We start from the raw sequence: 25,218 nt of genomic DNA, 5'->3' as shown, positions 1-25,218 counted from the left end.
GCCACGGCTAGCGGCGCGGGATGGCGTCAGACGCCGAGCAGGTCGTGCAGCACCGGCATCTTGCTTGCGAGTTCGCGCGCGCCGAAATGCTCGACGATCCGGCCGTGCTCCATCACGTAGAACCGGTCGGCGAGCGGCGCGGCAAAGCGGAAATTCTGTTCGACCATCACGATCGTGTAGCCGCGCGCCTTCAGCGCGACGATCATCTTCGCGAGCGTCTGCACGATCACGGGCGCGAGACCCTCGGAAATCTCGTCGAGCAGCAGCAGGTTCGCGCCGGTGCGCAGGATCCGCGCGACCGCGAGCATCTGCTGCTCGCCGCCGGACAGCCGCGTGCCCTGGCTCTGCCGGCGCGATGCGAGGTTCGGGAACATCGCATAGATGTCGTCGAGCGACATCGCGTGCTCCTGCGGCCCGATCAGCGGCGGCAGCATCAGGTTCTCCTCGCACGACAGGCTCGAGAAGATGCCGCGCTCCTCCGGGCAATAGCCGACGCCGTAATGCGCGATCCGGTGCGTCGCGAGGCCGATCGTCTCGTGGCCGGCGACCTTGATCGAGCCGCTGCGGCGGCCCGTCAGGCCCATGATCGCGCGCAGCGTCGTCGTGCGGCCCGCGCCGTTGCGGCCGAGCAGCGTCACGACCTCGCCGCGGTGCACGGCGAGATCGACGCCGTGCAATATGTGGGATTCCCCGTACCAGGCTTCGAGGCCCGAGATCTCCAGCGCAGGCGTGCCGCTTTCGACGCCGCTCAATTCGCGTTCCTCCCGTTCGCTGCGCTTCATGCGTGCGCCCCCGCGAGCGCTGCATCGGCGCTGCCCATGTATGCCTCGATGACGAGCGGATTCTTCGACACCTCCGCATACGAGCCCTCGGCAAGCACTTCTCCGCGCTGCAGGACGGTGATCGTGTCGGAGATGCCCGCGATCACGTTCATGTTGTGCTCGACCATCAGGATCGTGCGCCCGCTCGCCACCTTCTTGATCAGCGCGGTCACGCGGTCGACGTCTTCGTGGCCCATCCCTTGCGTGGGCTCGTCGAGCAGCATCAGCTCCGGCTCCATCGCGAGCGTCGTCGCGATCTCGAGCGCGCGCTTGCGGCCATAGGCGAGCTCGACGGTCGGCACGTGCGCGAAATCGGTCAGGCCGACCTGCGTGAGCAGGTCCATCGCGCGATCGTCGAGCGCCTTCAGCGAGCGCTCGCTGCGCCAGAAATGGAATTCGGTGCCGAGCGAGCGCTGCAGGCCGAGCCGCACGTTCTGCAGCGCGCTCAGGTGCGGAAACACCGCGGAGATCTGGAACGAACGGATGATGCCGCGCCGCGCGACCTGTGCGGGCCGCTCGTCGGTGATGTCGATGCCGTTGAAGACGATCTGGCCGGCCGTCGGCGTCAGGAATTTGGTCAGGAGGTTGAAGCAGGTGGTCTTGCCCGCGCCGTTCGGTCCGATCAATGCGTGGATCGACCCGCGACGCACGCGCAGGTTGACGCCGTTCACGGCGGTGAAGCCCTTGAATTCCTTCGTCAGTCCGCGTGTTTCGAGAATCGTGTCGCCGAGAATCATGTTCCCTTCCGTACGAAATCGGGCGAAGCACCGGGAGGGTTCGCGCAAACGGCCGCAAACATGTCAGCGGATGATAAGGCTGCCCCCGAGCTTTGCGTCACGTCTCGTGGGTGGTCTCCCGCGCCGACGCGTATTCACACTGCGCAACATTGTCGCGCCGTTGGTGCAGTGCATTCATCGGGATTTGCACTTATAGGGCTGGCCGCCATATCGGACCGATCGGAACGACGTTTTACGGAATATTTTTGGCCGGCATGCGGATTGCGTCACCCTTCCCTACGCGGCTGCGCGGCCGCGTGCGCACGGGCTTGCGCCGAAAGTCGCATTCGATTTGCGCGCGATTACGCAACAAAAATCCGTCACGCTCACGCGCGGCATAACGGCGAATATTTTCCTAACCGAAATAATCGGCGGGCGCCGGCTTGATATGCATGGCGAACCAGCTGGCGGTCATGCGGCAGATACGGCCGCATCGCGCCCCACCAGCGCCGCGTCGTGAGATGCGCGCCGGTCCGCGCGGATCATGTCGCTCGCGCGCTCCGCGATCATCAGCGTCGGCGAGTTGGTGTTGCCCGACGTGATGGTCGGCATCACCGACGCGTCGACCACCCGCAGCCCGGCGACGCCGCGCACCCGCAGCCGGCTGTCGACCACGGCGCCGTCGTCGTCCGCGCGCCCCATCCGGCAGGTGCCGACCGGATGGAAGATCGTCGTGCCGACCGCGCCGGCCGCTTCGATCAGTTCGGTTTCGGTCCGGTAGCGCGGGCCCGGCAGGATTTCTTCGGGGCGGTATCGCGCGAGCGCCGGCGCGGACGCGATCCGGCGCGTGAGCCGCAGCGCGTTCGCGGCGACGTGGCGATCGTGGTCGGTCGACAGATAGTTCGGCGCGATCGCGGGCGCCGCGCCCGGATCGGCGCTCGCGATGTGGATGCTGCCGCGCGACGTCGGCCGCAGGTGGCAGACCGATGCGGTAAACGCATTGAAGCTGTGCAGCGGCTCGCCGAAGCGCTCGAGCGACAGCGGCTGCACGTGATATTCGAGATCGGGCCGCGTGAGCGTCGGGTCGTCCGGATCGGATTTCGCGAACGCGCCGAGCTGCGACGGCGCCATCGACATCGGCCCGCGCTGCAGCAGCGCATATTCGGCGCCGATCGCGAGCTTGCCCCACCAGTGCGCGGCCAGCGTGTTGAGCGTGCGCACGCCCTCGACGCGAAACGCCATCCGCAGCTGCAGGTGATCCTGCAGGTTTTCGCCGACGCCGCGCAGGTCCTGCACGACGTCGATGCCGAGCGCCTGCAGCCGCCGGCCGTCGCCGATGCCGGACAGTTCGAGCAATTGCGGCGAATTGACGGCGCCCGACGTCAGCAGCACTTCGGCGCGCGAGCGCGCGATGAATTCCGTGCCGCCGCCGCGATATTCGACGCCGGTCGCGCGCCGCCCGTCGAAGATCACGCGCTGCACGTGCGCGCCGGTGATCACGGTCAGGTTCGGCCGCGACATCGCCGGACGCAGGAACGCCTTCGACGCGCTCCAGCGCACGCCGCGCTTCTGGTTCACCTCGAAATAGCCGACGCCGGTGTTGTCGCCACCGTTGAAGTCGTCGGTCGCGGGGATGCCGGTTTCCTGCGCCGCGTGCGCGAACGATTCGAGGATTTCCCAGCGCAGCCGCTGTTTCTCGACGCGCCAGCAGCCGCCCGCGCCATGCACGTCGCTCGCGCCCGCGTGGTGATCCTCGCTGCGTTTAAAGATCGGCAGCACGCTGTCCCACGACCAGCCCGCGTCGCCCGTCTCGCGCGCCCAGCCGTCGTAGTCCTCGCGCTGGCCGCGCATGTAGATCATCCCGTTGATCGACGACGAGCCGCCGAGCACGCGGCCGCGCGGATACGACAGCGCGCGGCCGTTCAGCCCCGCTTCCGGCTGCGTCTTGTAAAGCCAGTCGGTGCGCGGATTGCCGATGCAATACAGGTAGCCGACCGGGATATGGATCCACGGATAGTCGTCCTTGCCGCCGGCTTCGAGCAGCAGCACGGTGACGTCCGGATCCTCGGTCAGACGGTTCGCGAGCACGCAGCCCGCGGTGCCCGCGCCGACGATCACGTAATCGAATTCACCCTCGAGCGTCCGTTCAGTGTTCACAGCCTGTCCCCTGTCGACCAGCGTTAGCTCTTTAGCGCTTACGCATGGTCCCATGCAAAGCTCGCTTGTTGTGCGCCGCGCGATTTCGGCATCGCGCGATATTTCCAGCATAGCGCTTCGGGCGGCCCCCGCCCGATCCGTCCCGATTGCCGGCCGCCTACTTCGCGACCGGCATCGTGAATTCCGCGCCCTTTGCGATGCTGTCCGGCCAGCGCTGCATGATGCTCTTGTAGCGCGTATAGAACCGCACGCCTTCGTCGCCGTACGCGTGGTGATCGCCGAACAGCGAGCGCTTCCAGCCGCCGAACGAATGCCATGCCATCGGCACCGGAATCGGCACGTTGATGCCGACCATGCCGACCTGGATCTGCCGCGAGAACGCGCGCGCGATGCCGCCGTCGGACGTGAAGCACGACACGCCGTTCGCGAACTCGTGCGCGTTGATCAGCTGCACCGCGCTCGCGAAATCCGGCACGCGCACGATCGCGAGCACCGGCCCGAAGATCTCCTCGCGATAGATCGACATGTCGGTCGTCACGCGGTCGAACAGCGTGCCGCCGAGGAAGAAGCCCTTCTCGTGGCCCGCCACGACGTGATCGCGGCCGTCGACGACGAGCTTCGCGCCGGCGGCCACGCCCGCGTCGATGTAGCCGGCGACCTTCGCGCGATGCGCGGCGGTGACGAGCGGCCCCATCTCCGCGGCCGGGTCCATCCCGTTCGTGATCTTCAGCGCCTTCACGCGCGGCACGAGGCGCTCGATCAGCGCGTCGCCGACGTCGCCCACCGCGACCGCCACCGAGATCGCCATGCAGCGCTCGCCGGCCGAGCCGTACGCGGCGCCGATCAGCGCGTCGACGGCCTGGTCGAGATCGGCGTCCGGCATCACGACGAGATGGTTCTTCGCGCCGCCGAGCGCCTGCACGCGCTTGCCGCGCTTCGTGCCTTCCGTGTAGATGTATTCCGCGATCGGCGTCGAGCCGACGAACGACAGCGCGGCGACGTCCGGGTGCGCGATCAGCGCGTCGACGGCGGTCTTGTCGCCGTGCACGACGTTGAACACGCCGTCCGGCAGCCCGGCCTCCTTCAGCAGCTCGGCGAGCCGCAGCGACGCCGACGGATCGCGCTCGGACGGCTTCAGCACGAACGTGTTGCCGCACGCGAGCGCGACCGGGAACATCCAGCACGGCACCATCATCGGGAAGTTGAACGGCGTCACGCCCGCGACGACGCCGAGCGGCTGCCGCAGGTTCCAGTTGTCGATGCCGCCGCCGATCTGGTCGGTGAAATCGGTCTTCAGCAGGTTCGGGATCCCGCACGCGAACTCGACGACCTCGATGCCGCGCATCACCTCGCCCTTCGCGTCGGAGAACACCTTGCCGTGCTCGCGCGTGATCAGCTCGGCCAGCTCGTCGTGATGGCGGTCGAGCAGCTCCTTGAAGCGGAACATCACTCGCGCCCGCTTGATCGGCGCCGTCTCGCTCCAGGCCGGGAACGCGGCCTGCGCGGCCGCGACCGCCGCGTCGACTTCGGCCGCGCTCGCGAGCGGCACGCGCGCGGCAACCTCGCCGAGCGCCGGATCGAACACGTCGCCGTAGCGATCGCTCGCGCCGTCGACCGCGCGGCCGCCGATGAAATGGGTCAGCAGGCGGGGGCGCTGCTCGGTCTCGCTCATGTGTGTCTCTCCAGATCTCGCTCGTTGGGTGGGATACGTCGGATGACGTGGCCGATGAAGCGTACCGCCGCTGCCGGCCGCCGATCCAATGAGTTATGCTCAATTGCGTCATAAGCCGCGCTTATATCAGGACCGATCACGACGATGGACCTCACCCTGCTCCGCGCCTTCGCCGCGGTGGCCCGCGAAGGCAACCTGACGCGCGCCGCCGAGCAGCTGCACCTCACACAGCCGGCCGTCAGCCTGCAGGTCAAGCATCTGCAGGAGACGCTCGGCGTCGTGCTGTTCACGCGCACGTCGCGCGGGCTCGCGCTCACGCGCGACGGCCAGACGCTGCTGCCGCACGCGGAACGCGCGCTCGCCGCGGCCGCCGACGTGCAGCGCGCGGCCGCCGCGCTGCGCCACGAGGTGCGCGGCCGGCTGCGGATCGGCACGATCCTCGATCCGGAATTCCTGCGCCTGGGCGGCTTCCTGCGCGCGCTCGTCGAGACCCATCCGCAGATCGAGACCGCGCTGCGCCACGGGATGTCGGGCTGGGTGCTCGAGCAGGTGCGCGCGCAGGCGCTCGACGTCGGCTATTACATCGGCCAGCCCGGCGAGGACGATCCGCGCGACGGTGCGCTGTTCCATACCGTCACGCTCACGCATTTCCAGTATCGGGTGCTCGCGCCGGCCGGCTGGAAGGAGCGCGTGCAGCGCGCGCAGGACTGGCGCGCGCTCGCCGCGCTGCCGTGGATCTGGACGCCGCCGCAGTCCGCGCATCACCGGCTGCTGTCGCGCCGGTTCGCGGATGCGCGCGCGCAGCCGGTGAAGGTTGCCGAGGTCGACCAGGAGCAGTCGATGCTGGATCTCGTCAAGTCGGGGATCGGGCTCACGCTCGCGCGCGACTCGACCGCGCTGGCCGAAGCGCACGCGCACGCGCTGACGATCGTCGAACGCGTGACGGTGCCGACCGAGCTGACGTTCGTGACGCTCGCCGCACGGCGCGACGAGCCGGCGATCGCGGCGGCGCTGCGGCTGATCGAAACGCAGTGGGCAATATGAGCGGCGCTCATCATGCGTGACCGGGCTGATGGGCGAAAGGATGGCGCGGATCGGTCGACATGCCTCTCAACTTTCGTTCCGGTCCAATTGATGAAATTGAAAGATATTTGTAATGTCGTCGATTCGTCTGTCGAACACGGGAAATCCGAACATGACCGGTCCGCTCGCCGATCACGCCCGCTCGCAAAGCTTCGCGGTATGTGATGCATTGCGACGCCATCGCCGCACGCTCGCTGAAAACCTGCCCGCCCATACAAGCATTCGCACGCATCAACGCAACGGCTGGTTGATCGGTGACGATTCGTTCAGCGGCGATTTCGATATCGATCCGCATCTTGCGGACCAGCTTCTGAACGCGCTCGTTACATCAGGCCAGTGTTCCGCGTCCGACTGGACGCACGACTTCGCAGACCGTGGACGTTCCGGCGATAGGCGGGAATGCGATCGGGATTGGCATTTCGGCGGCTACGTCCATCGCCCTGCTCGCGAACGGCATGAGCGCCCTTCCGGTCATCCTGATCGCCTTCGGAGCCGGATATTTCGTGCAATCAGTCTGGAACGCGTCCACCGGTCCTGACTTTGCAGAATCGCAGGTCCAACGCCTGCTGGACAACTAACATGATGTTCCCCGACCTTGAGCGCGCCCGCCCGTTGCTCTGCCATGCCCCGCTTTGCCTCGGCCCGGGCAGCTTCATGATCTTCAGCTTCTGCCTGTACGCCATCGCGAAAGCAAACGGCATCGCATTCCAGCTCACGAGCTGGCCCATGCTTGCAGTTCTTGTTGCAGGGCTGGCTGCCGGATACCACATCAAGTATCGCTCCGCGCTGTCCGTACGCTTTCTGGCGGCGTACACGGTCAATATCTTTGCCGTATTCGGTCTTCTGATGGGTACCGCCATATTGAGCACGTGGTCGATCATCGAAAAACCAGCATCCAGCAAGCCGTACCTGCTGTTTGTCTTTCTCTATCACGCAACCATATTGACCGCACTCGCGTTGACGTTTGCCCTCAAACTCCGCGAACTGAAGCGCCACCCCGATCGCCGTTTCAAAAATGGCGAATACCTCGCCGATACCCGCTCGTTCACGATCGACCCCAACTGCGGCATGACCGTTCCCCCGAACACGCTCGCGCCAGCGACCATCGCATTAACCGCCAACCTGCCGATTGCGTTGAACACCTACATCGGCGAAAACAGCAGCGCGATTCTGATCGTGGCATCGCTGTACGCGCTGGCATTTTCTTACGTCGCCGCCGTATTCATCGGGCCGAGACTTGCCTACCTGTATGCGTTGTACCGCTATGAACGCCAGACCGGCCGACGCTTCGTCAACCGGGAATACGAGAAAGTCCAGGCGCTTCGTCGCACCTTCCTGCTGTCCCGCTTGTTGGCGAAATTGGCATCGTTTCGGCGCGCGCGCTGATCCCTGCACGACCCGCATTGCGCCCCTGTCCTCCTCGCCCTGGCGGCTCGCCGCACGCGTCACGACGCCGTCTCGGCCTTTTTGCTAGATTGTGCGTTCGCATTCGCGAAACCTTGTCGACCGAAGGAGACCCGCATGGCCCGCAACATCGAGATCAAAGCCCGCGCCCGTGAATTCGACCAGCTGCGCGAACGCGCGGCGGCGCTCGCCACCGAAGCGCCGCTGTTCTATCGCCAGCAGGATTTCTTCTACGACGTGCCGCGCGGCCGGCTGAAGCTGCGCCGCTTCGAGGACGGCACGCCCGCCGAGCTGATCTTCTACCAGCGCGACGACCGCGACGGCCCGAAGGCGTCGTACTACACCCGCAGCCCGGTGACTAACCCGGACGCGATGCATGCGCTGCTCGCGACCGCGCTGACGACGCGCGGCATCGTCACGAAGGAGCGGCACGTGTACCTGGCGGGCCGCACCCGCATTCACCTCGACCGCGTCGACGGCCTCGGCGACTTCATCGAGCTGGAAGTCGTGCTCGCGCCGGACGACGACGAAGCGGGCGGCGAAGCCGAAGCGCACGACGTGTTCGCGAAGCTCGGCGTGTCGCACGACGATCTCGTCGCGGTCGCCTATGTGGACCTGCTGAACGCCGGCACGCCGGAAACGGCCGCCTGAACCCGCTTCACCCTCCCCGGCCGCGCGCTCACGCGGCGCCCGGCTCCAGGTGCGCGAGCGGCAGCGGCCCGTTGCGCTTGAACGTCGTCAGCACGATGTTCGAGCGCACGCTGTCGACGCCCGGCACCCGCATCAGCTTCTTCATCACGAACTGCGACAGCGCGTTCAGGTCCGGCGCGACGATCCGCAGCAGGTAGTCCGCGTCGCCGACCACCGCGTGGCATTCGAGCACCTCGGGCAGCACGTCGATCTGCTGCTGGAACTGCTCGATGATCGAATCGCCGTGATGCTTGAGCTTCAGGCTCGTGAACGCGGTGACGCCGAGCCCGAGCTTCTCCGGGCGCAGCATCACGCGGTAGCCTTCGATCACGCCCGCGGCTTCGAGCCGCTGCAGGCGCCGGCCGATCTGCGACGGCGACAGCGGCACCTCCTCGCCGAGCTGCTGATGCGTGGCCCGCCCGAAGCGCTGCAGCACGTCCAGCAGCGCCAGATCGAAGTGATCGAGTTCCAACATGAAGTTTCTCCGCGTGATCTTGTACTTTGGTGCGCGATTATCGCATCATCAGGCAAATCATCGCCAACTTTGCGCCCATCCCGCGCGTATGCCGCTCTACACTTGCATGCATTCCAACCGCAACGTGCAGAGCCGAACATGTCCACCGTCGTCACCGCGAAACTGCAGGAGCAGTTCGACGCGGGCCTCGAAACCCGCGCCGATTTCACCATCGACCAGCCGCTCGAACGCTACGGGCAGGTCGACCACGCGGTGTGGAGCCAGCTCTATGCACGCCAGACCGTGCTGCTGCAGGGACGTGCGTGCGACGCGTTCGTGTCCGGGCTCGCGAAAATCGACCTGCCGGCCGACCGCGTGCCGTCGTTCGCCGACGTCAACCGCCAGTTGAAGCCGGCAACCGGCTGGGAGATCGTCGCGGTGCCGGGGCTCGTGCCCGACCGCGTGTTCTTCGAGCATCTGGCGAACCGCCGCTTTCCGGTGACCTGGTGGATGCGCCGCCCCGACCAGCTCGACTACCTGCAGGAACCGGACTGCTTCCACGACCTGTTCGGCCACGTGCCGCTGCTGATCGACCCGGTGTTCGCTGACTACATGCAGGCGTACGGGCGCATCGCGCTCGCGGTCGCCGACGATCCGCACGCGCTCGCGCGGCTCGCGCGCCTCTACTGGTACACCGTCGAATTCGGGCTGATCCGCGACCCGCGCGGCACGAACGGGCTGTCGATCTACGGCGCGGGGATCGTGTCGAGCAAGGGCGAGAGCCTGTACAGCCTGGAAAGCGCGGCGCCGAACCGGCTCGGCTTCGACCTCGAGCGCGTGATGCGCACGCAGTACCGGATCGACGCGTTCCAGCAGACCTACTTCGTGATCGACGACTTCGCGCAGCTGTTCGCGCTCGCGCACGTCGACGGACGCGCGCTCGCCGACCGGCTCGCCGGCCTGCCCGAACACCCGGCCGGCGCGGTGCTCGACACCGACCGCGTGCTGCATCGCGGCACCGGCGCCGGCTGGCCGAACGACGCGCACGCATGACGCGAACCGTCATGCGCGCCGCCTACGCCTGTCACGCAACTATGGAAGAATGATCGGTGCCGGCAGTGCTCCGGGCGACGGACGTCGCGCGCAGCCCGCCGTTACCGAACGAGGTGCACGATGATCCACAAACTCACATCAGAAGAACGCAAGACCCAACTCGAGCGCCTGCCGCACTGGACGGCCGTGCCGGGCCGCGACGCGATCCAGCGCAGCCTGCGCTTCGCCGATTTCAACGAGGCCTTCGGCTTCATGACGCGCGTCGCGATCAAGGCGCAGGAAATGAACCATCATCCGGAATGGTTCAACGTCTACAACCGCGTCGACGTCACGCTGTCGACCCACGACGCGGACGGCCTGACCGAACGCGACATCGCGCTCGCCCACTTCATCGACCAGGCCGGCGCGCACGCGAAGCCCGCCGCCTGACGTCTCCCCGCCGCGCGCAATTCGGGCGCGCGGCGCGTCAACTTTTCATTTCGATGAACGTTTTCTACGATGTAGTGAGCGAAAGCCTTCAGCTTTCCAAGCCATCCTTAAGGCGCACGTAAGCGTCCCATGCTTTCCGTGCCTTGGGGTCCAAACCTTCCAGTTGTATGGCGCTTTGCCGCTGTACAATCAGCAGCGCATACGGCTTGGAGAGCGCGCTAGCCTCTTCGCAGAGTTTGAGTTCGTCGCCGCTCGACGGCGAGCGGGCGCGCCAGAAATTGATCGCGGCTTCAAGGTCGTGGATCGAAATATCGGACATGGTTGTTGGATTGATTCGTTCGCTGGCCGCCTGCTTGACGTCTGGCTCGCGGCGCCCCTGTGGAAACGGCGTCGTGCTGTCCGCGTGCCTGAACCGCCAACCCATTGTACTTGAGCGAACTTCATGCGACTCCTTCTGATCGAAGACGACCGCCCCATCGCACGCGGTATCCAGAGCAGCCTCGAACAGGCTGGCTTCACCGTCGACATGGTGCACGACGGCATCTTTGCCGAGCAGGCGCTCGCGCAGAACCGCCACGAACTCGTGATCCTCGACCTCGGCTTGCCCGGCATCGACGGGATGACGCTCCTGACCCGTTTCCGCCAGACCAACCGTCATACGCCCGTGATCGTGCTGACCGCGCGCGACGAGCTGAACGACCGGATCCAGGGCCTGAACTCGGGCGCCGACGACTACATGCTGAAGCCGTTCGAGCCGGCCGAGCTCGAAGCGCGAATCCGCGCGGTGATGCGCCGCAGCGGCCCGCACAGCGACATGCCGCGCCCGGAAGTGTCGCTCGGCGGCGTCCGCCTGTCGGGCGTCGATCGCCGCATCTTCAACGACGACAAGCCGCTCGAGCTGTCGCCGCGCGAATTCGCGGTGCTCGAAATGCTGCTGCTGCGCCACGGCCGCGTCGTCAGCAAGGCTCAGCTGCAGGACCACCTGACGCACTTCGGCGGCGATCTCGGCGACACCGCGATCGAAGTCTACGTGCACCGCGTGCGCAAGAAACTCGAGCAGTGCCGGGTCGAGATCGTCACGGTGCGCGGCTTCGGCTATCTGCTGCAGGAAATCCGCCAGACGGCGAGCGTTTGAGCGAGGCGACGGCAAGCGCCGGCCGGTTTCCGGTGACGGGCGTCCGCACCGGACGTCCACGCCGGCCGCCCGGCACCCGCTTGCACCGCCAGCCTCCTGCCCGTCCCGCCGACCGGCCTACGCCCGCGCCGCTCCCCGTGAGCGGCGTTCATCCATTTCATTCTCGAAATGTCTTCTGATCCGGCTGTGACCAGCCTGCGCCGCTCATTGCTGCGGCGCCTCGCCGCGCCGCTGTCGATGCTTGCGCTGATGAGCGGCCTGATTGCGTACTGGCTCGCGTGGCAATACACGCAGCACGTGATCGACCGCTCGCTCGCGGATCTCGCGACCGCCATCTCGAAACAGATCCAGATCGCCGGCCCCGACGCGCCGTTCACGGTGCCGCCGCTCGCGCAGGCGATGTTCTCCGATCCGGCCGAAGCGCTGATCTACCGGATCAGCGACGGCGAGCAGGAACTCGCCGGCGATCCGAAGCTGCCGCTGCAGGGCACCCACGTGCGGCGCATGCATTACGCATACGTGTTCGAGGCCGAATACGACAACCGCGCGGTGCGGGTCGCACAGGTGCGTGTCGAGGAAGTCGACGGCAGCAAGCCGATGGTCGTGGAGGTCGCGCAGCCGGTGCGGCACCGCTACCGGATCGCGGCCGAATTCCTCGTCGCGATCATGATGCCGCTCCTGCTGCTGCTGCTCGCCGGCTGGGGCATCGTGTGGCGGGTCGTCAACCAGCAGCTCGGCCCGCTCACGCATCTTGCCGATTCGCTGAACCGGCAGACCCATACGTCGCTGGAGCCGGTCGACGAAACCGACGTGCCGCTCGAGATCCGGCCGCTGACGAGCGCGATGAACGCGCTGCTCGGGCGCCTGAAGACCGCGCTCGACGCGCAGCGCAAGTTCATCGCCGACGCCGCGCACCAGCTGCGCACACCGCTCACCGCGGTGAAGCTGCATGCGGAACAGGCCGCCATCGCGCGCGATCCGCAGCAGACCTTCACCGCGGTGCGCGAGCTGCGCGCGGCCGCCGATCGCGCGGTGCGGCTGTCGAACCAGCTGCTGTCGCTCGCGCGTGCTGAACCGGGCGAACAGGCCGCGCGCTTCGTCGACGTCGACCTTGCCGCGATGGCGTTCGAGACCGGCGCCGAATGGGTGCCGCGCGCGCTCGCCGCACACGTCGACCTCGGCTTCCAGCGCAGCGACGAACCGCGTGACGACGGCCAGACGCTGCTCGTGCGCGGCAACCCGGTGCTGCTGCGCGAGGTGATCGCGAACCTGCTCGACAACGCGCTGAAGTACGTGCCGCTCGCGCGGCTGCACGGCGCGCGGATCACGGTGAACGTCGGGCGCGCGATGCTCGAGGCCGGTGTGCCGGCGGCCGAGATCGTCGTCGAGGACAACGGCCCCGGCGTGCCCGCGAGCCAGCAGGCGGACCTGTTCAAGCGGTTCTTCCGCGGGGATGCGCAAAGCGGCAACGGCGTCGAGACGGGTGCGGGCCTCGGCCTCGCGATCGTGCACGACATCATCGCGATGCATGGCGGCAGCGTGTCGTATGCGGACGCGCCGGAAGGCGGCTCGCGGTTCGTGGTGAAGGTGCCGCTCGCCGCGCAGGCGGCGCAGCCGGCGAGCGACGCCGCGCCGGCCACGGCGCCGATGCACTGAGCATCGAGGACGGAGCCGGCAATGCACGTTCGCCGGCCCGTCAAGCGCATGAGCGAGACCATCGGCGCGCATCACGCGCGCCTTCGCTCGCTTACTTCTTCTTTTTCTTGTCCTTCGGCTTCGCGTCGTCCTTCTTCTTCTTTTTCTTCTTCGCGTCCGCGCCCGTGTCGGACGTCGCGAGCAGCGTGCCGCGGCACGACTGGGCGCCGCAATGGCACGCGTATTCGCGCTTGAGCTTCTTCGTCAGCTTCGCGTCGATCACGAGGCCGTAGTCGTAGAACAGCTCCTCCTCCGGCTCGATGTCGCGCAGCGCATGGATGAATACGCGGCCGTCGAGCTCCTCGGCTTCGCAGTTCGGCGCGCAGGAATGATTGATCCAGCGCGCGCTGTTGCCGTCGACCTTGCCGTCGATCACCCCGCCCTCCTCGAGCGCGAAGTAGAACGTATGATTCGGCTCGTTCGGATCGTGCGGATGGCGGCGCAGCGCTTCCTTCCACGAAATTCGCTCGCCCTTGTATTCCACAACGCGCTCGCCGGCCTTGATCGGCGCCACGGCGAACACGCCCCTGCCGTGTACTCCCGAGCGGCGCACCGCGATCCTGCGTGAACTCATCGAACGAATCCTTGTGAAGTCGACTTGAAAAGGAAAGGGCCGCCGCGGGCCCGCCAAATGAAAACGCGGCGCCGATCGGCGCCGCGTCGGGGCATGCGGCGAATCACCCGCATCCTACACGCTCGGGATTGCAACATTCAACCGCGAACGCGGCATTCAACGCTGGCCGAACGCAATGTCGCCGAACAGCGCCTTGTGCTCGCGCGGCTGCGAACGCCAGTACTGCGGCGGCGCCGTCACCTGCGCGCCGAGTTCGGCGGCCGCGTGCCACGGCCAGCGCGGGTCGTACAGCATCGCGCGCGCCATCGCGACGAAGTCGGCGTCGCCCGCGTCGATCAGCCGGTTCGCATGCGCCGGCTCGTTGATCAGGCCGACCGCGATCGTCGGCATGCCGACCGCGCGCTTCACCGCCTGCGCGAACGGCACCTGGTAGCCCGGCGACAGCGGAATCTTCTGCAGCGGCGACACGCCGCCCGACGACACGTCGATCCAGTCGCAACCGCGGCGCTTCAGCTCGTGTGCGAACGCGATCGTATCGTCGAGCTCCCAGCCGCCCTCGACCCAGTCGGTCGCGGACACGCGCACGCCGACCGGCCGGTCCTCCGGAAACGCCGCGCGCACGATCTCGAGGATTTCGAGCGGAAAGCGCATCCGGTTCTCGCGCGAGCCGCCGTATTCGTCGGTGCGCCGGTTCGCGAGCGGCGACAGGAACTGGTGCAGCAGATAGCCGTGCGCCGCGTGCACCTCGATCGCGTCGATGCCGAGCCGCGCCGCGCGCTTCGCGGCCGCCGCGAACGCGTCGCGGATCCGGTTCAGGCCCGCGGTGTCGAGCGCAAGCGGCGGCGTCTCGCCCTCCTTGTGCGGCACGGCGGACGGCGCATGCGCAAGCCAGCCGCCGTCGGCGACCGCAATCAGCTGGCCGCCTTCCCACGGTGCCTGGCTCGACGCCTTGCGGCCCGCATGCGCCAGCTGCATCGCGACGCGGATCGGCGCATGCTTGCGGATCGCCGCCAGCACCGGTTTAAGCGCGGCTTCGGTCGCGTCGTCCCAGAGGCCGAGGTCGTGGTGCGTGATGCGCCCGTCCGGCTCGACCGCGGTCGCCTCGATGCAGAGCAGGCCCGCACCCGACAGCGCGAGGTGGCCGAGATGAATCATGTGCCAGTCGGTTGCCTCGCCGCGCTCGGCGGAGTACTGGCACATCGGGGAAATGACGATCCGGTTCGGAAGGGTCAAGCCGCGCAGCGTGAACGGTGAAAACAGCGCAGTCATGGGTGGCGCTCGCTCGGAAAGGGAAACAGCGGATGAGCGTAGCACGCGTGTCCATCGCGTGCAGGACGCGGGTTCGGCCGCAAGCGATTGGTCAGGTGGGGCCGCCCAGGTGGGGCTGGCGCCGGCGTCAAATCCCGACGCTGTCGAGCCATTCCGCGAACATGCGGCGCGCGGCCGTTTCGAGCGCGGGGCCGTGTTGCGTGGTGTCGGCGCGCAGCTGGCGCGCGTCGATGCCCGGCGTCGCGGCGATTTCGCCGGCATGGCCGATCAGCCAGGGTTCGAAGCGATCGGCGCGGATTTCCGGATGGCATTGCAGCGCGAGCACGTGCTGCCCCCATGTGAACGCCTGATGGCGGCAAGCGGGCGTCGACGCGAGATGGATCGCGCCGCCCGGCAGGTCGAAGGTATCGCCGTGCCAGTGCAGCATCGACGTCGCCGCGCCGTCGAGATGACGCAGCGCGGACGCGCGGCCCGCGTCGGTGAGCGTGAGCGGCGTCCAGCCGAGCTCCTTGCGCGCGGCCGGATAGACGCGCGCGCCGAGCGCGCGCGCGATGAACTGCGCGCCGAGGCAGATGCCGAGGATCGGCAGGCCCGCGTCGATGCGCTGCTTGACGAGCGCCGCGAGCGGCGCGTTCGTCGGATACTGCGCATCGTCGTACACGCTGACCGGCCCGCCGAGGACGACGAAGAGCGTCGGCTCGAGCACGTCGAGCACCTCGACCCGGGATGATCCGATGTCGACGTAGCGCACCCGCCTCCCCCGTTCGCCGAGCACTTGCTCGAAACTGCCGAGGTCCTCGAAATGCACGTGGCGGATCGCCACGACTTCAGCGTTCATCATCGGCCTCCCGGTCGATCGACGGACGTCAGGCCGCGAAAATCTTCCAGATCTTCTTTTGCGTCGCCGCGTCACCTTCTTCGTGTACCGAACAATCGAGGCGCAGGTCGCTGTCGGCGAGCGTCAGGTCGAGCGCCGCGCAGTAATGCGCGGCGGCCGCCTTCTTCGATGCCTTCGACGGCTGGAAGTGCGCGCACGTCACGCACATCCGGTGCGGCGGCGTCGCGCCGGCCACCTGCAGCTCGCGCAGCGTCTTCAGCAGCGCGCGGTACAGCGCGCCCTGCTCGTCCGCGCCGAGCGTGCCGACCGCCTTGGTCAGGAACTCGGGCCACTGCAGCGCCTTCTTCGCAGCGGTGCGGCCGCGGGCGGAGAGCCGCACCGCGAGCGCGCGGCCGTCGTCCAGCGCGCGGCGCTTTTCGACCAGCCCCTTGGTCTCGAGCGTGCTGACCGCATCGCTCGTCGTCGCCGCGGTGAGCTGCGTCTCGCGTGCGATCTCGCCGAGCCGCATCGGGCCCTTGCGTTGCAGCAGCAGCACGAGGATCTCGCCCTGCGTCGGCGTGAGGCCGGCGCCTTCCGCCCAATCCCATGCCTGGCTCCGCATGGCCGTACTCAATCGCAGCAGACTGTGGGTGACACGACCCGCAGCTTGGTTCCCGTAAACGCCTTCGCTCATAGTCTTTTCGCTTTGCCGCCGCCCGTCATCCCGGGCAGCCGTAGTGTGGAGATCGAATCTCTGTCAAAAGAGGCGCGCGAAACCTCACGCACCCGACACGGCCGTCGCGAGGCACACACGGCGGCCGCCATCGCGGCAACCGGTGAGACACACGTCGTTCCGGCGTCCGCAAAGCCGACATTCTAAGCGAGAGCGGAAAATCGCACAGCTAAGTTATCCCCTCCAATCTGTGGATAACGGCTGAATAAGACCGGAAAACCTTGTGCGCGGATATTCTCCAATCGGTGCGGCCGGACCGGCAAGGATTTTCCCGCGTCGCCCGGCAAGCCGCCACCAGCTTGCCGTCCACCGGGTTATCCGTTCGGCAGGCCGTTGACTTTGCAGAGGAATATCGGGTTATCCACAGATTTGGAGGAAACCTGCAAACGATTTCGCCATTGACCTGCGTCAACCGTCCCTCAGCGCTGCTTCAACCTTCGCTCAGCGAATTGCTTTGCGGTCGAGCCCGCAATCAGCAAAACATTTTTTCATTCGCGCCAACGTAAGCACTGCTGGCGGACGGTCTCATTCAGCGATTTTTCCTGCTTGTAGACCGTGCGCAGCCACGACGCGTCGTTCACGCGCGCTTGCGCGAGCGCGCCGATCTCGTCGAGCGCCGCGCGCGAGCCGAGTTCTGCGGCATGCGGAGCAATCCGGTCGAGCGTGTCGAGGATGTCCTCGGCGATCGTGCGCCGCTCCCCGGTCTGAGGATTCACGCAGGTGCCTTCGAGGCCGAACCGGCATGCCTCGAAGCGGTTGAACGTGTAGACGAGATAGTCGTCCTCGGACAGCGTCAGCGGCCGGTCGGTCAGCAGGTAGCGCGCGAGCGTCTGGATGTAGCACGCGATCGCCGCCGCGCGGTCGACCGACAGCGGCGTGTCCATCACGCGCACCTCGATCGTGCCGTAGCCGGGCTTCGGCCGGATATCCCAGTAGAAATCCTTCATCGAATTGACGACGCCGGTGTTCACCATCTTCGTGAAGTACTCCTCGAAGCCGCTCCAGGTCAGCACGAACGGCGCGCGGCCGGACAGCGGGAACGCGAACACCGAATTCAGGCGCGCCGAATGGAAGCCGGTGTCGACGTTCTGCACGAACGGCGACGACGCCGACAACGCAATGAAATGCGGAATGAAGCGCGACATCGAGTGCAGCAGGAACAGCGCGCTGTCCGGGTCCGGGCAGCCGATGTGCACGTGCTGGCCGAACACGGTGAACTGCTTCGCCAGATAGCCGTACAGCTCGGAGATGTACTGGAAGCGCGGCGCGTCGTAGATCTGCCGGTCGCTCCATTGCTGGAACGCGTGCGTGCCGCCGCCGCACAGCCCGACGTTGAGCTGATCGGCCGCCTTGACGAGCACGTCGCGGATCGCGTGCAGCTCGCCGACCGCCTGCTCGTGCGTGTGGCAGATGCCGGTCGACAGCTCGATCATGCTCTCGGTGATTTCCGGCGTGATGTTGCCCGGGAAGGTTTCGCCCTGGATCAGCCGCATCAGGTCGGACGCCGCTTTCGTCAGATCGTAGTTGTGCGTGTTGACGACCTGGATTTCCAGCTCGACGCCGAACGTGAACGGCTCGGAATTGACGAAGGTTTCGAGTGCCATGGCAGTTTCCGTAAATCAGTTGCTGTCGCTGCGTTCGCCGACCGCCGACAGGCAGCGGTAGACGAGGAACGGGCCGACCAGTTGCAGCACGACGATCGAGCACATCACGATCGCGCGCAGGTGCGGATCGAAATTCGGGTACATCTGGTAGGTATCGTCGACGAGCAGGTACGAGAGCGCGGACATCGGCGACAGCGCGATGCCGAGCGCGACGCCCTGCTTCATCCCGATGCCGCTCGGCTTCGCGAACGCGACGACGCCGGCCAGTTTCGCGGCCAGCCGCGTCACGATCAGCGCGATCGCGAACAGGCCGCCGAGCGCGATGTCGCCCCACGTGAACGACGTCAGCGTCAGCACGAACAGGATGACCGTCAGCAGCCAGCCGGCGGTGCCGAAGTGTTCGGGCCAGAGCTGCGGACGCGCCTCGAGGTTCTTCACGATGATGCCGGCGAGCAGCAGCGTGAGCAGCGTCGACAGCTTCAGCGCCTGCGCGACCGCGATCGCGAGCATCACGAGCCCGAACAGCGCGACGAACGAGTGCTCGTCGCGCATCGTCGCGGTCATGTGGCGGAACAGGTAATTGCACGCGCGCGCGACGAGGTACGCGACGATGAACGAGCCGGCCAGCAGGTAGACCGGCTGCAGGACCGTCGCGAACACGTTGCCGTACGCCTCCTGGTGCAGCCAGCTCGTCACGAGCTTGGTCAGCACGACTGCATAGACGCTGTTGAGCGCGGTCAGCGTGATCAGGCGCTGCGACACCTGCCCTTCCGCGCGCAGCTCGGTCTTCAGCTGGATCACCATCGACGGCGACGTCGCGACCGCGATCGCCGACAGCACGAGCGCGACCATGCCCGACACGCCGAGCGCGAGCAGCACGAACAGCACGAGCACGAACGTGAGCGTGGCCTCGGCGAGGCTCGACGCGATCAGCCACGGGTTGCGGCGGATCCAGCGCAAGTCGAGCCGGCTGCCGAGCTCGAACAGCAGCAGGCCGAGTGCGACGTCGATCAGCAAGCGCGACGTTTCGTCGGTGCTGGCGTCGATCACGCCGAAACCGAACGAGCCGGCGACGAGGCCGATCACCGCATAGCCGGTGATGCGCGGCAGCCGCCACGCGCGATAGCAGAGCTCGCCGCACAGGCCGGCGGCGAACAGCGCGAGCCCGGCCCAGAACACGGCATCCGGCGCGAGCGGCCAATTGGGCAGGAATGAGAACGCCGACTTCATCGTGGTGACTTCTCCTTTGGAAGCAACCGCCAGCGACACGGGGGTCAAGCGTCAACGTCGAGATGCGCGCCGGCTGGGTATTGCCCCGAAATGTGATTGTTGTGCGCGACGGCAGGACATGGGAACAGCCTGCTCCGCCATTCGGCGGCGATGTCGTTCAGATATGCCGATCTGGATTGTCGGCCTGGTGTGTGAATGGCCTGCGCGATCTCGAAGATTCAGATTCGAAACTGTGCCGACCGTTCCATTGAAGCATGTCCGGCGCCTGGCCGGACGAACGCGAAGGAAACCGATTGTGCCACAGGTTTTTCGCTCTGGAACCGATTGCCTGGCAGACCGGCCGTCCAGCGGGCGGGCTTGCCTTTCGATTCAAAGGTTTACCTGTATATATACGTAGTAGAAGTTAACAAGAACCGCACAGTTCTGTGGATAACTTCGGTTTACGTAGACGGATCAACGCGTTGGCGAAACCATAACCCGCTGCACAGGCTGTGCGCGCACAGCGGTTTGAGTTGAGCAACTTTCGGGCCGTTTCACAGCTGTGCGGACTTGCCCAGTTTACGTCCACTGTGATTGCACATGGAGTGCGCACGGATTTCGCGCGGTTATCCACAGGTGGGCGTGGATAACATCGCGAGACGAACTGCGATCACTGTGATGCGGATGCGGATGCGCGGCGCGTCAGTTGGCCGCGCCCGCCTGTCGGGCGCGCAGCGCGCGGATCAGGAAGCGGGCCGGATCGATCGCGTCGGCGAGCTCGCGCTCGAGCGGCCACGGCTCGCCTTCGAGCTGCGACGCGATCAGCTCGGCGCCGAGCGCCGCCCAGACGAGGCCGCGCGAACCGTAGCCGAACGCGCCGTAAAGGCCCTCGGTGCGCGGCAGGTCGCGCGCTTTCGCACCGCTGAGCGCCTTCGCGTGGGCGAGCGCCAGCGCTTCGTCCGCGAGCGGGCCGATCAGCGGCAGCCGGTCGCCGGCGACCCAGCGGAACGCAACGCGGCCGGGCAGTTCGCCGACGCCGGGCGCGTCGCCGATCAGGCCCGGGAGCAGGCGCCGGACCCGCTCCAGGTTTTCGGCATGACCGGCCGGACGCAGCGCCGGGTCGACGTCGTCGGGTTCGAACGTCGCGCCGATCAGCAGCGTGCCGTCGTCGAGCGGCACCGCATAGCCGTCGCCGATCACCGGGCAGTCGAGCGGCGCCGCGCTGCCCGGCGGGAGCAGCGTGAGCTGCCCGCGCACCGGCTGCAGCGCGACGTGCCGCAGGCCGGCAAGCCGTACCGCATCGCCGGCGTTGGCGAGCACGACGGCCGGCGCTTGCGCGAGCGTCCGGCCGGCGGCGTCGAGCGCGTGCCAGTCGGCGCCGCGCCGTTCGAGCCGCGCGACTTCGGTGCGCGTCAGGATCTGCACGCGCTCACCGGCCGCCGCGCACTGCGCGGTGGACAACTCGGCCGGCCGCACCGCGCCGCCGTGCGGAAACAGCAGGCCGCCGTGCGCGACCGGCAGCGACAGGCGCGCGCGCGCTTCGTCGACGTTCAGCAGCCGCGCATAGTCCGGCGGCACGCCGAGCGCGTCGAAGGCCGCGCGCATCCGCTCGAAATCGTCGGCCGATTCCGCGAGCTGGATCATCCCGCGCGTGCTGCGCCCGAACCCGTGGCCCGCGCGTTCGAGCGCGCGCCAGCGTGCGAGCGCGTGGAGGAAGCCGCTGCGTGTTAGCCGGCTCGCGACGTTGTCGTCGCGCGTCATCAGCGGATGGAACACGCCGGCGGGATTGCCCGATGCTTCGCTCGCGATGCGTTCGCGCCGCTCGATCAGCGTGACGTCCCAGCCGCGCGCGGCGAGCCGCTCGACCACGGCGCAGCCCGCGAGGCCCGCGCCGATCACGATCGCGCGGCGCGTGTCGACCGGCAGTGCACGCGGCGGCTCGTGGCGGCGCATCTGCCAGCGCGGCGCGAATTCGCCGACGAGCATCGCGCGCTTGCCGGCGAAGCCGTCGACCTTGCGATACGCGAAGCTCGCTTCCGCAAGCGCGTGCTTCACGGCGCCCGAACTCGAATACGTCGCGAACGTCGCGCCGTCGCCGGCGAGGCGTGCGAGCGCGCGAAACACGTCGATCGACCACAGGTCCGGGTTTTTCGACGGCGCGAAGCCGTCCAGATAGAACGCGTCGGCGCGCACTGCGAGCTTCGGCAGCATCGCGAGCGCATCGCCGAACACGAGCGTGAGCACGACGCGTCCGCCGTCGAATTCGAGTCGATGCAGGCCCGGCACGAGCATCGGCCACGCGTCGGCGAGCGCGTCGACGTCCGCCGATGTCGTTGTCTCTGCAACCATGTGCGATGCGGCGCGGCGCAGGTCGTCGCGCGTGAACGGATGCTTCTCGATCGACACGAAGTGGAGCCGCTCGCAGCGCGCGGGATCGTCGCGCCACGCGGCCCAGGTCGCGAGGAAGTTGCCGCCGGCGCCGAAGCCGGTCTCGACGATCGTGAACGTGCGCCTGCCCTGCCAGCGCGCGGGCAGGCCGTTGCCTGCGACGAACACGTAGTTCGCCTGCGCGAGTGCGCCGGCGGCGCTGTGATAGATGTCGCCGTAGGCGGGCGAGACGAGGGTGCCGTCGTCGCTGAACGCGAGCGTGGCGGGAACGAGTCGGTCTGGCATGCGAAACAAATATCGTGGCGGCCAAGCCTGGCAAGGGATTGCGCGGACCGGCCCGGCGCGCCGTTGGCAAAAACCAACGACGCTGCACACGGGCCGATCGCGCTGCGTATCCTGTCCGGTTGGCGCAGGTCAAAAAACCCGCAGTCAGTGATTCATTCGGCGAAACACCGATGAAAATCTTTGAAACCCTTGTCGTTATTGGGTTTGCGCTGCGCTATCATAGCAAGCGCCGTTCTGCGGGGCGGCCTTCGGCATGCCGGGGGCCGACCTGCGGGGCCAGGATTCGGCGGAGTGCCGTCGGAGTCCGACTCTCGACGGCACGGTTCGCGCACGTATAATCGGCGCGTTCGCGCTGTTCGTGTCAACCTAACCTGAAAAAGGAACCTTAATGAACAAACAGGAACTGATCGACGCCGTCGCCGCCCAAACGGGCGCCAGCAAGGCTCAAACCGGCGAAACGCTGGACACGCTGCTCGAAGTCATCAAGAAAGCCGTGTCGAAGGGCGATGCGGTTCAGCTGATCGGCTTCGGCAGCTTCGGTTCGGGCAAGCGCGCAGCACGTACGGGCCGCAACCCGAAGACGGGTGAAACCATCAAGATCCCGGCAGCCAAGACCGTCAAGTTCACGGCTGGCAAGGCGTTCAAGGACGCCGTCAACAAGCGTTAAGTTCAGCGCCTGTTACGAAAAACCCGCCATTCGGCGGGTTTTTTTTCGCGCGGCGCGCGGCTTTTTCGCCACACTTCACGACGTATTTGCAAGATTTAACGGTTGTTACGAACGATGCAGAATCTGCGCGTCGCCGTGGTCCTCGTCGTCGTGCGAGTCGATGTCCCAGGCCGGGAACGGGTCGTCGAACAGCTCCGCCCACCCTGCGGCGCCGAGCGCGAATTCCTTGTCGGTCAGCAGGCATGCGTCGAGCTTCGCGCGCCATGCGGCCGCGTCGAGGCCGATGCCGATCAGCACGAGTTCCTGGCGCCGGTCGCCGACCGAGCGGTCGTCGAGGTCACCCTGCCATTCCGCGCGGATCTCGGCGAGCAGCGCGTCGTCGTCCGGCCATTCCGCGCGATCCTGCGCGGCCCACCACAAGCCCGCCGGCCCGTGCCGGCACACGCCGCCCGCCTGCGACAGCGAGCCGGCGATGTCGTTGCGCGTCGCGAGCCAGAAGAACCCCTTGCTGCGCAGCACGCCCGTCCACTCCTCGTGCAGCAGTGCCCACAGGCGCCCCGGATGGAACGGCCGGCGCGCGCGGTACACGAAGTTGCCGATGCCGAATTCGTCCGCCTCGCCATGCACGTGCGGATGCGCATGGTCGTGGTCTTCGCCGTGCGCATGATCGTGATCGTGGTCATGCGCGTGCTCGAGCGACGCGAGCCAGCCCGGCGCGTTCGCCGCCTCGTCGAAATCGAAGCGGCCGGTGTCCAGCAGCTCGCGGGGCGGCACGTTGCCGAACGTCGACACGATCTGGTGCGCGCGCGGGTTCAGCCGCGCGAGGATGTGCTGCAGTCGCGCCAGTTCGTCCGCGCCGACGAGGTCGGCCTTGTTGATCACGAGCACGTCGCAGAATTCGATCTGCTCGATCAGCAGTTCGACGAGCGTGCGGTCGTCGTCCTCGCTGGCCGCGATGCCGCGTGCGGCGAGCGCGTCGTCCGAACCGTAGTCGCGCAGGAAATTGAAAGCGTCGACGACGGTGACGAGCGTGTCGAGCCGCGCGAGCTCGCCGAGCGACGTGCCGTCGTCGTCGACGAACGTGAAGGTTTCGGCGATCGGCATCGGCTCGGCGATCCCGGTCGATTCGATCAGGATCGCGTCGAAGCGGCCCTCCGCGGCGAGCTTGCGGATTTCGACGAGCAGGTCGTCGCGCAGCGTGCAGCAGATGCAGCCGTTCGACATCTCGACGAGCCGCTCCTCGACGTGCGACAGCGCCTGTGCGTCGCGCACGAGCGACGCGTCGATGTTGACCGCCGCGAGATCGTTGACGATCACCGCGACCTTCAGGCCCGCGCGGTTCGCGAGGATATGGTTGAGCAGCGTGGTCTTGCCGGCGCCGAGAAAGCCGGACAGCACGGTGACGGGCAACGGCTGGTTCATTGCCGGATTCATAACGATACGCACCAACGGAAAAGAGGAAAAAGCGGCCGCGGCGGCCCGGTCGGCGCGCCATCGGCCGGGGCCGGGCGCCGGGGCAAATTCGCGGCGTGAGCCCGCATTGTGCATCAAACGCGCATCGGCCGGCCGGCGCGACGCCGGATTACGGCTGCGGCGGCAGCAATTTCCATTGCGCGAGGATGCCGGCAATCTGCTTCGCGTACTTGTCGCGCAGCGACGGCGTTTCCGAGTGATAGGCGCCGACCGCCTGCCACGTATTGCCGTACCGGTTCATCTTCTGGCGCAGGTGCCACGCCGCAATATAGACGTTCTTGCACGGCTCCATCAGCGTGTCGCGGCCGATCCCGTAGCGCGACAGCACCGGCAGATGGATCGAGTTGATCTGCATCAGCCCGTAGTCGGTCGAGCCGTTCGCATTCTTGTTTCTCGCGTCCGGCCGGTTGCGCGATTCCTGCCACGCGATCGCGCGCAGGATCAGCGGATTGACCTGCTGGTATTTGGCCGCTTCGTCGAAACAATCGGCGCGAGCGTTGCCGCTGGCGAGCCATGCGCCGGCGGTCAACAACGCAATCGAAACGAGCCGTCTGTTCATTGATCGAAAAGTGCAGTAAACGGGGGCGGGAAAACCCGCGGCCGGAACGGAATTCGCGCGATATGCAATGCGACGCCCGTATCATACCGGCAGCCGGTCGCGGTGCGGCAAGCGCGGCGCCGTATGCCGGGTTATACCGCATTTTCGTTTCAACTCATCCTGAAATGATGACGGAGACGAACAAACGGCAGCAAACGCGAAATCTTACATCTCGCATACATACGTCAGGAATACTGTCGTATATGAGACAGTATTCGGATCGATGTGATATTTCGGACATGAAAAACTGCTAATGTCGCTGTTTTCGGAATTGGATCCAGTACCACCGCCG

The 25,218-nt window shown here is 66.8% G+C and carries 24 protein-coding genes; 9 read left to right on the top strand and 15 right to left on the bottom strand.

The window, feature by feature from the left end; genetic code table 11:
• Positions 1-26: 26 nt before the first annotated feature.
• The 4 genes from HWX31_RS27225 to HWX31_RS27210 form a co-directional block, all read right to left on the bottom strand.
• On the bottom strand, positions 27-782 hold the full coding sequence (locus HWX31_RS27225) for an ABC transporter ATP-binding protein (RefSeq protein WP_174960607.1): 756 nt from the start codon (positions 780-782) through the stop codon (positions 27-29).
• Complete coding sequence (locus HWX31_RS27220; protein ID WP_059609467.1) at positions 779-1,558, bottom strand: ABC transporter ATP-binding protein; 780 nt, start codon at positions 1,556-1,558, stop codon at positions 779-781. Before HWX31_RS27220 ends, HWX31_RS27225 begins: the two co-directional genes overlap by 4 nt.
• A 450-nt stretch (positions 1,559-2,008) precedes the next feature.
• On the bottom strand, positions 2,009-3,694 hold the full coding sequence (locus HWX31_RS27215) for a GMC family oxidoreductase (protein WP_174960609.1): 1,686 nt from the start codon (positions 3,692-3,694) through the stop codon (positions 2,009-2,011).
• 157 nt (positions 3,695-3,851) lie between these two features.
• Complete coding sequence (locus tag HWX31_RS27210; RefSeq protein WP_174960611.1) at positions 3,852-5,366, bottom strand: CoA-acylating methylmalonate-semialdehyde dehydrogenase; 1,515 nt, start codon at positions 5,364-5,366, stop codon at positions 3,852-3,854.
• 144 nt (positions 5,367-5,510) lie between these two features.
• Between HWX31_RS27210 and HWX31_RS27205 the strand changes: the two genes are divergently transcribed.
• The 4 genes from HWX31_RS27205 to HWX31_RS27190 all read left to right on the top strand — a co-directional run bounded on the left by HWX31_RS27205 (position 5,511) and on the right by HWX31_RS27190 (position 8,504).
• Positions 5,511-6,410 (top strand): LysR family transcriptional regulator, encoded by a 900-nt coding sequence (locus tag HWX31_RS27205; RefSeq protein WP_059614678.1) that lies wholly within the window; start codon positions 5,511-5,513, stop codon positions 6,408-6,410.
• 151 nt (positions 6,411-6,561) lie between these two features.
• Positions 6,562-6,987 (top strand): hypothetical protein, encoded by a 426-nt coding sequence (locus tag HWX31_RS27200; protein ID WP_174960613.1) that lies wholly within the window; start codon positions 6,562-6,564, stop codon positions 6,985-6,987.
• Positions 6,988-7,028: 41 nt separating this feature from the next.
• Positions 7,029-7,835 (top strand): hypothetical protein, encoded by an 807-nt coding sequence (locus HWX31_RS27195; protein WP_174960614.1) that lies wholly within the window; start codon positions 7,029-7,031, stop codon positions 7,833-7,835.
• A 135-nt stretch (positions 7,836-7,970) separates the two neighbouring features.
• On the top strand, positions 7,971-8,504 hold the full coding sequence (locus HWX31_RS27190) for a class IV adenylate cyclase (RefSeq protein WP_059609473.1): 534 nt from the start codon (positions 7,971-7,973) through the stop codon (positions 8,502-8,504).
• Between the two features lie 28 nt (positions 8,505-8,532).
• On the opposite strand, the gene HWX31_RS27185 is transcribed toward HWX31_RS27190, so the two are convergent.
• Positions 8,533-9,018, bottom strand: coding sequence for an Lrp/AsnC family transcriptional regulator (locus HWX31_RS27185; RefSeq protein WP_010093131.1), 486 nt, complete (start codon positions 9,016-9,018; stop codon positions 8,533-8,535).
• Between the two features lie 138 nt (positions 9,019-9,156).
• Between HWX31_RS27185 and phhA the strand changes: the two genes are divergently transcribed.
• Positions 9,157-10,050, top strand: a complete 894-nt coding sequence (gene phhA / locus HWX31_RS27180) for a phenylalanine 4-monooxygenase (RefSeq protein WP_059631821.1) — start codon at positions 9,157-9,159, stop codon at positions 10,048-10,050.
• Between the two features lie 120 nt (positions 10,051-10,170).
• Entirely contained in the window at positions 10,171-10,479 is a 309-nt protein-coding gene (locus tag HWX31_RS27175) for a 4a-hydroxytetrahydrobiopterin dehydratase (RefSeq protein WP_042586687.1), read from the top strand.
• A gap of 88 nt (positions 10,480-10,567) precedes the next feature.
• Here HWX31_RS27175 and HWX31_RS27170 read toward each other — a convergent pair whose 3' ends face one another.
• The gene (locus tag HWX31_RS27170; protein WP_042586686.1) at positions 10,568-10,798 is read right to left on the bottom strand and encodes a DUF3717 domain-containing protein; all 231 of its coding nucleotides are present in this window, start codon (positions 10,796-10,798) and stop codon (positions 10,568-10,570) included.
• 123 nt (positions 10,799-10,921) lie between these two features.
• Between HWX31_RS27170 and HWX31_RS27165 the strand changes: the two genes are divergently transcribed.
• Complete coding sequence (locus tag HWX31_RS27165; RefSeq protein WP_006401494.1) at positions 10,922-11,614, top strand: response regulator; 693 nt, start codon at positions 10,922-10,924, stop codon at positions 11,612-11,614.
• Positions 11,615-11,782: 168 nt separating this feature from the next.
• A complete protein-coding gene (locus tag HWX31_RS27160; protein WP_174960616.1) occupies positions 11,783-13,270 on the top strand; it encodes a sensor histidine kinase in 1,488 nt (495 codons plus the stop codon).
• A 91-nt stretch (positions 13,271-13,361) separates the two neighbouring features.
• On the opposite strand, the gene HWX31_RS27155 is transcribed toward HWX31_RS27160, so the two are convergent.
• From HWX31_RS27155 to mnmC, 7 genes are all read right to left on the bottom strand, one after another.
• Complete coding sequence (locus HWX31_RS27155; RefSeq protein ID WP_059609477.1) at positions 13,362-13,883, bottom strand: SET domain-containing protein; 522 nt, start codon at positions 13,881-13,883, stop codon at positions 13,362-13,364.
• Positions 13,884-14,039: 156 nt separating this feature from the next.
• The gene (locus tag HWX31_RS27150) at positions 14,040-15,152 is read right to left on the bottom strand and encodes an NADH:flavin oxidoreductase/NADH oxidase (protein ID WP_059609478.1); all 1,113 of its coding nucleotides are present in this window, start codon (positions 15,150-15,152) and stop codon (positions 14,040-14,042) included.
• Positions 15,153-15,279: 127 nt separating this feature from the next.
• Positions 15,280-15,990, bottom strand: a complete 711-nt coding sequence (locus HWX31_RS27145) for a glutamine amidotransferase (RefSeq protein WP_174960618.1) — start codon at positions 15,988-15,990, stop codon at positions 15,280-15,282.
• Positions 15,991-16,018: 28 nt separating this feature from the next.
• On the bottom strand, positions 16,019-16,663 hold the full coding sequence (locus tag HWX31_RS27140; RefSeq protein WP_042586682.1) for a MarR family winged helix-turn-helix transcriptional regulator: 645 nt from the start codon (positions 16,661-16,663) through the stop codon (positions 16,019-16,021).
• Positions 16,664-17,190: 527 nt separating this feature from the next.
• Positions 17,191-18,306 carry a YbdK family carboxylate-amine ligase gene (locus tag HWX31_RS27135; RefSeq protein ID WP_174960620.1) on the bottom strand — a complete coding sequence of 372 codons (1,116 nt, stop codon included), beginning with the start codon at positions 18,304-18,306 and terminating at the stop codon, positions 17,191-17,193.
• A 15-nt stretch (positions 18,307-18,321) separates the two neighbouring features.
• Positions 18,322-19,536, bottom strand: a complete 1,215-nt coding sequence (locus HWX31_RS27130; protein WP_174960622.1) for a cation:proton antiporter — start codon at positions 19,534-19,536, stop codon at positions 18,322-18,324.
• 681 nt (positions 19,537-20,217) lie between these two features.
• A complete protein-coding gene (mnmC, locus tag HWX31_RS27125) occupies positions 20,218-22,188 on the bottom strand; it encodes a bifunctional tRNA (5-methylaminomethyl-2-thiouridine)(34)-methyltransferase MnmC2/FAD-dependent 5-carboxymethylaminomethyl-2-thiouridine(34) oxidoreductase MnmC1 (protein ID WP_174960624.1) in 1,971 nt (656 codons plus the stop codon).
• A 388-nt stretch (positions 22,189-22,576) separates the two neighbouring features.
• Between mnmC and HWX31_RS27120 the strand changes: the two genes are divergently transcribed.
• Entirely contained in the window at positions 22,577-22,855 is a 279-nt protein-coding gene (locus tag HWX31_RS27120) for an HU family DNA-binding protein (protein ID WP_006401505.1), read from the top strand.
• 105 nt (positions 22,856-22,960) lie between these two features.
• Here the strand turns inward: HWX31_RS27120 and HWX31_RS27115 are convergent, their stop codons facing one another.
• Both HWX31_RS27115 and HWX31_RS27110 read right to left on the bottom strand, forming a co-directional pair.
• Positions 22,961-24,289, bottom strand: coding sequence for a GTP-binding protein (locus HWX31_RS27115; protein WP_174960626.1), 1,329 nt, complete (start codon positions 24,287-24,289; stop codon positions 22,961-22,963).
• 148 nt (positions 24,290-24,437) lie between these two features.
• Entirely contained in the window at positions 24,438-24,887 is a 450-nt protein-coding gene (locus HWX31_RS27110) for a lytic transglycosylase domain-containing protein (RefSeq protein ID WP_059609483.1), read from the bottom strand.
• Between the last annotated feature and the right edge of the window lie 331 nt (positions 24,888-25,218).

The organism is Burkholderia ubonensis, assembly GCF_902833085.1.
GTDB lineage: Bacteria > Pseudomonadota > Gammaproteobacteria > Burkholderiales > Burkholderiaceae > Burkholderia > Burkholderia ubonensis.
This window is presented reverse-complemented; position numbering and strand designations above follow the sequence as displayed.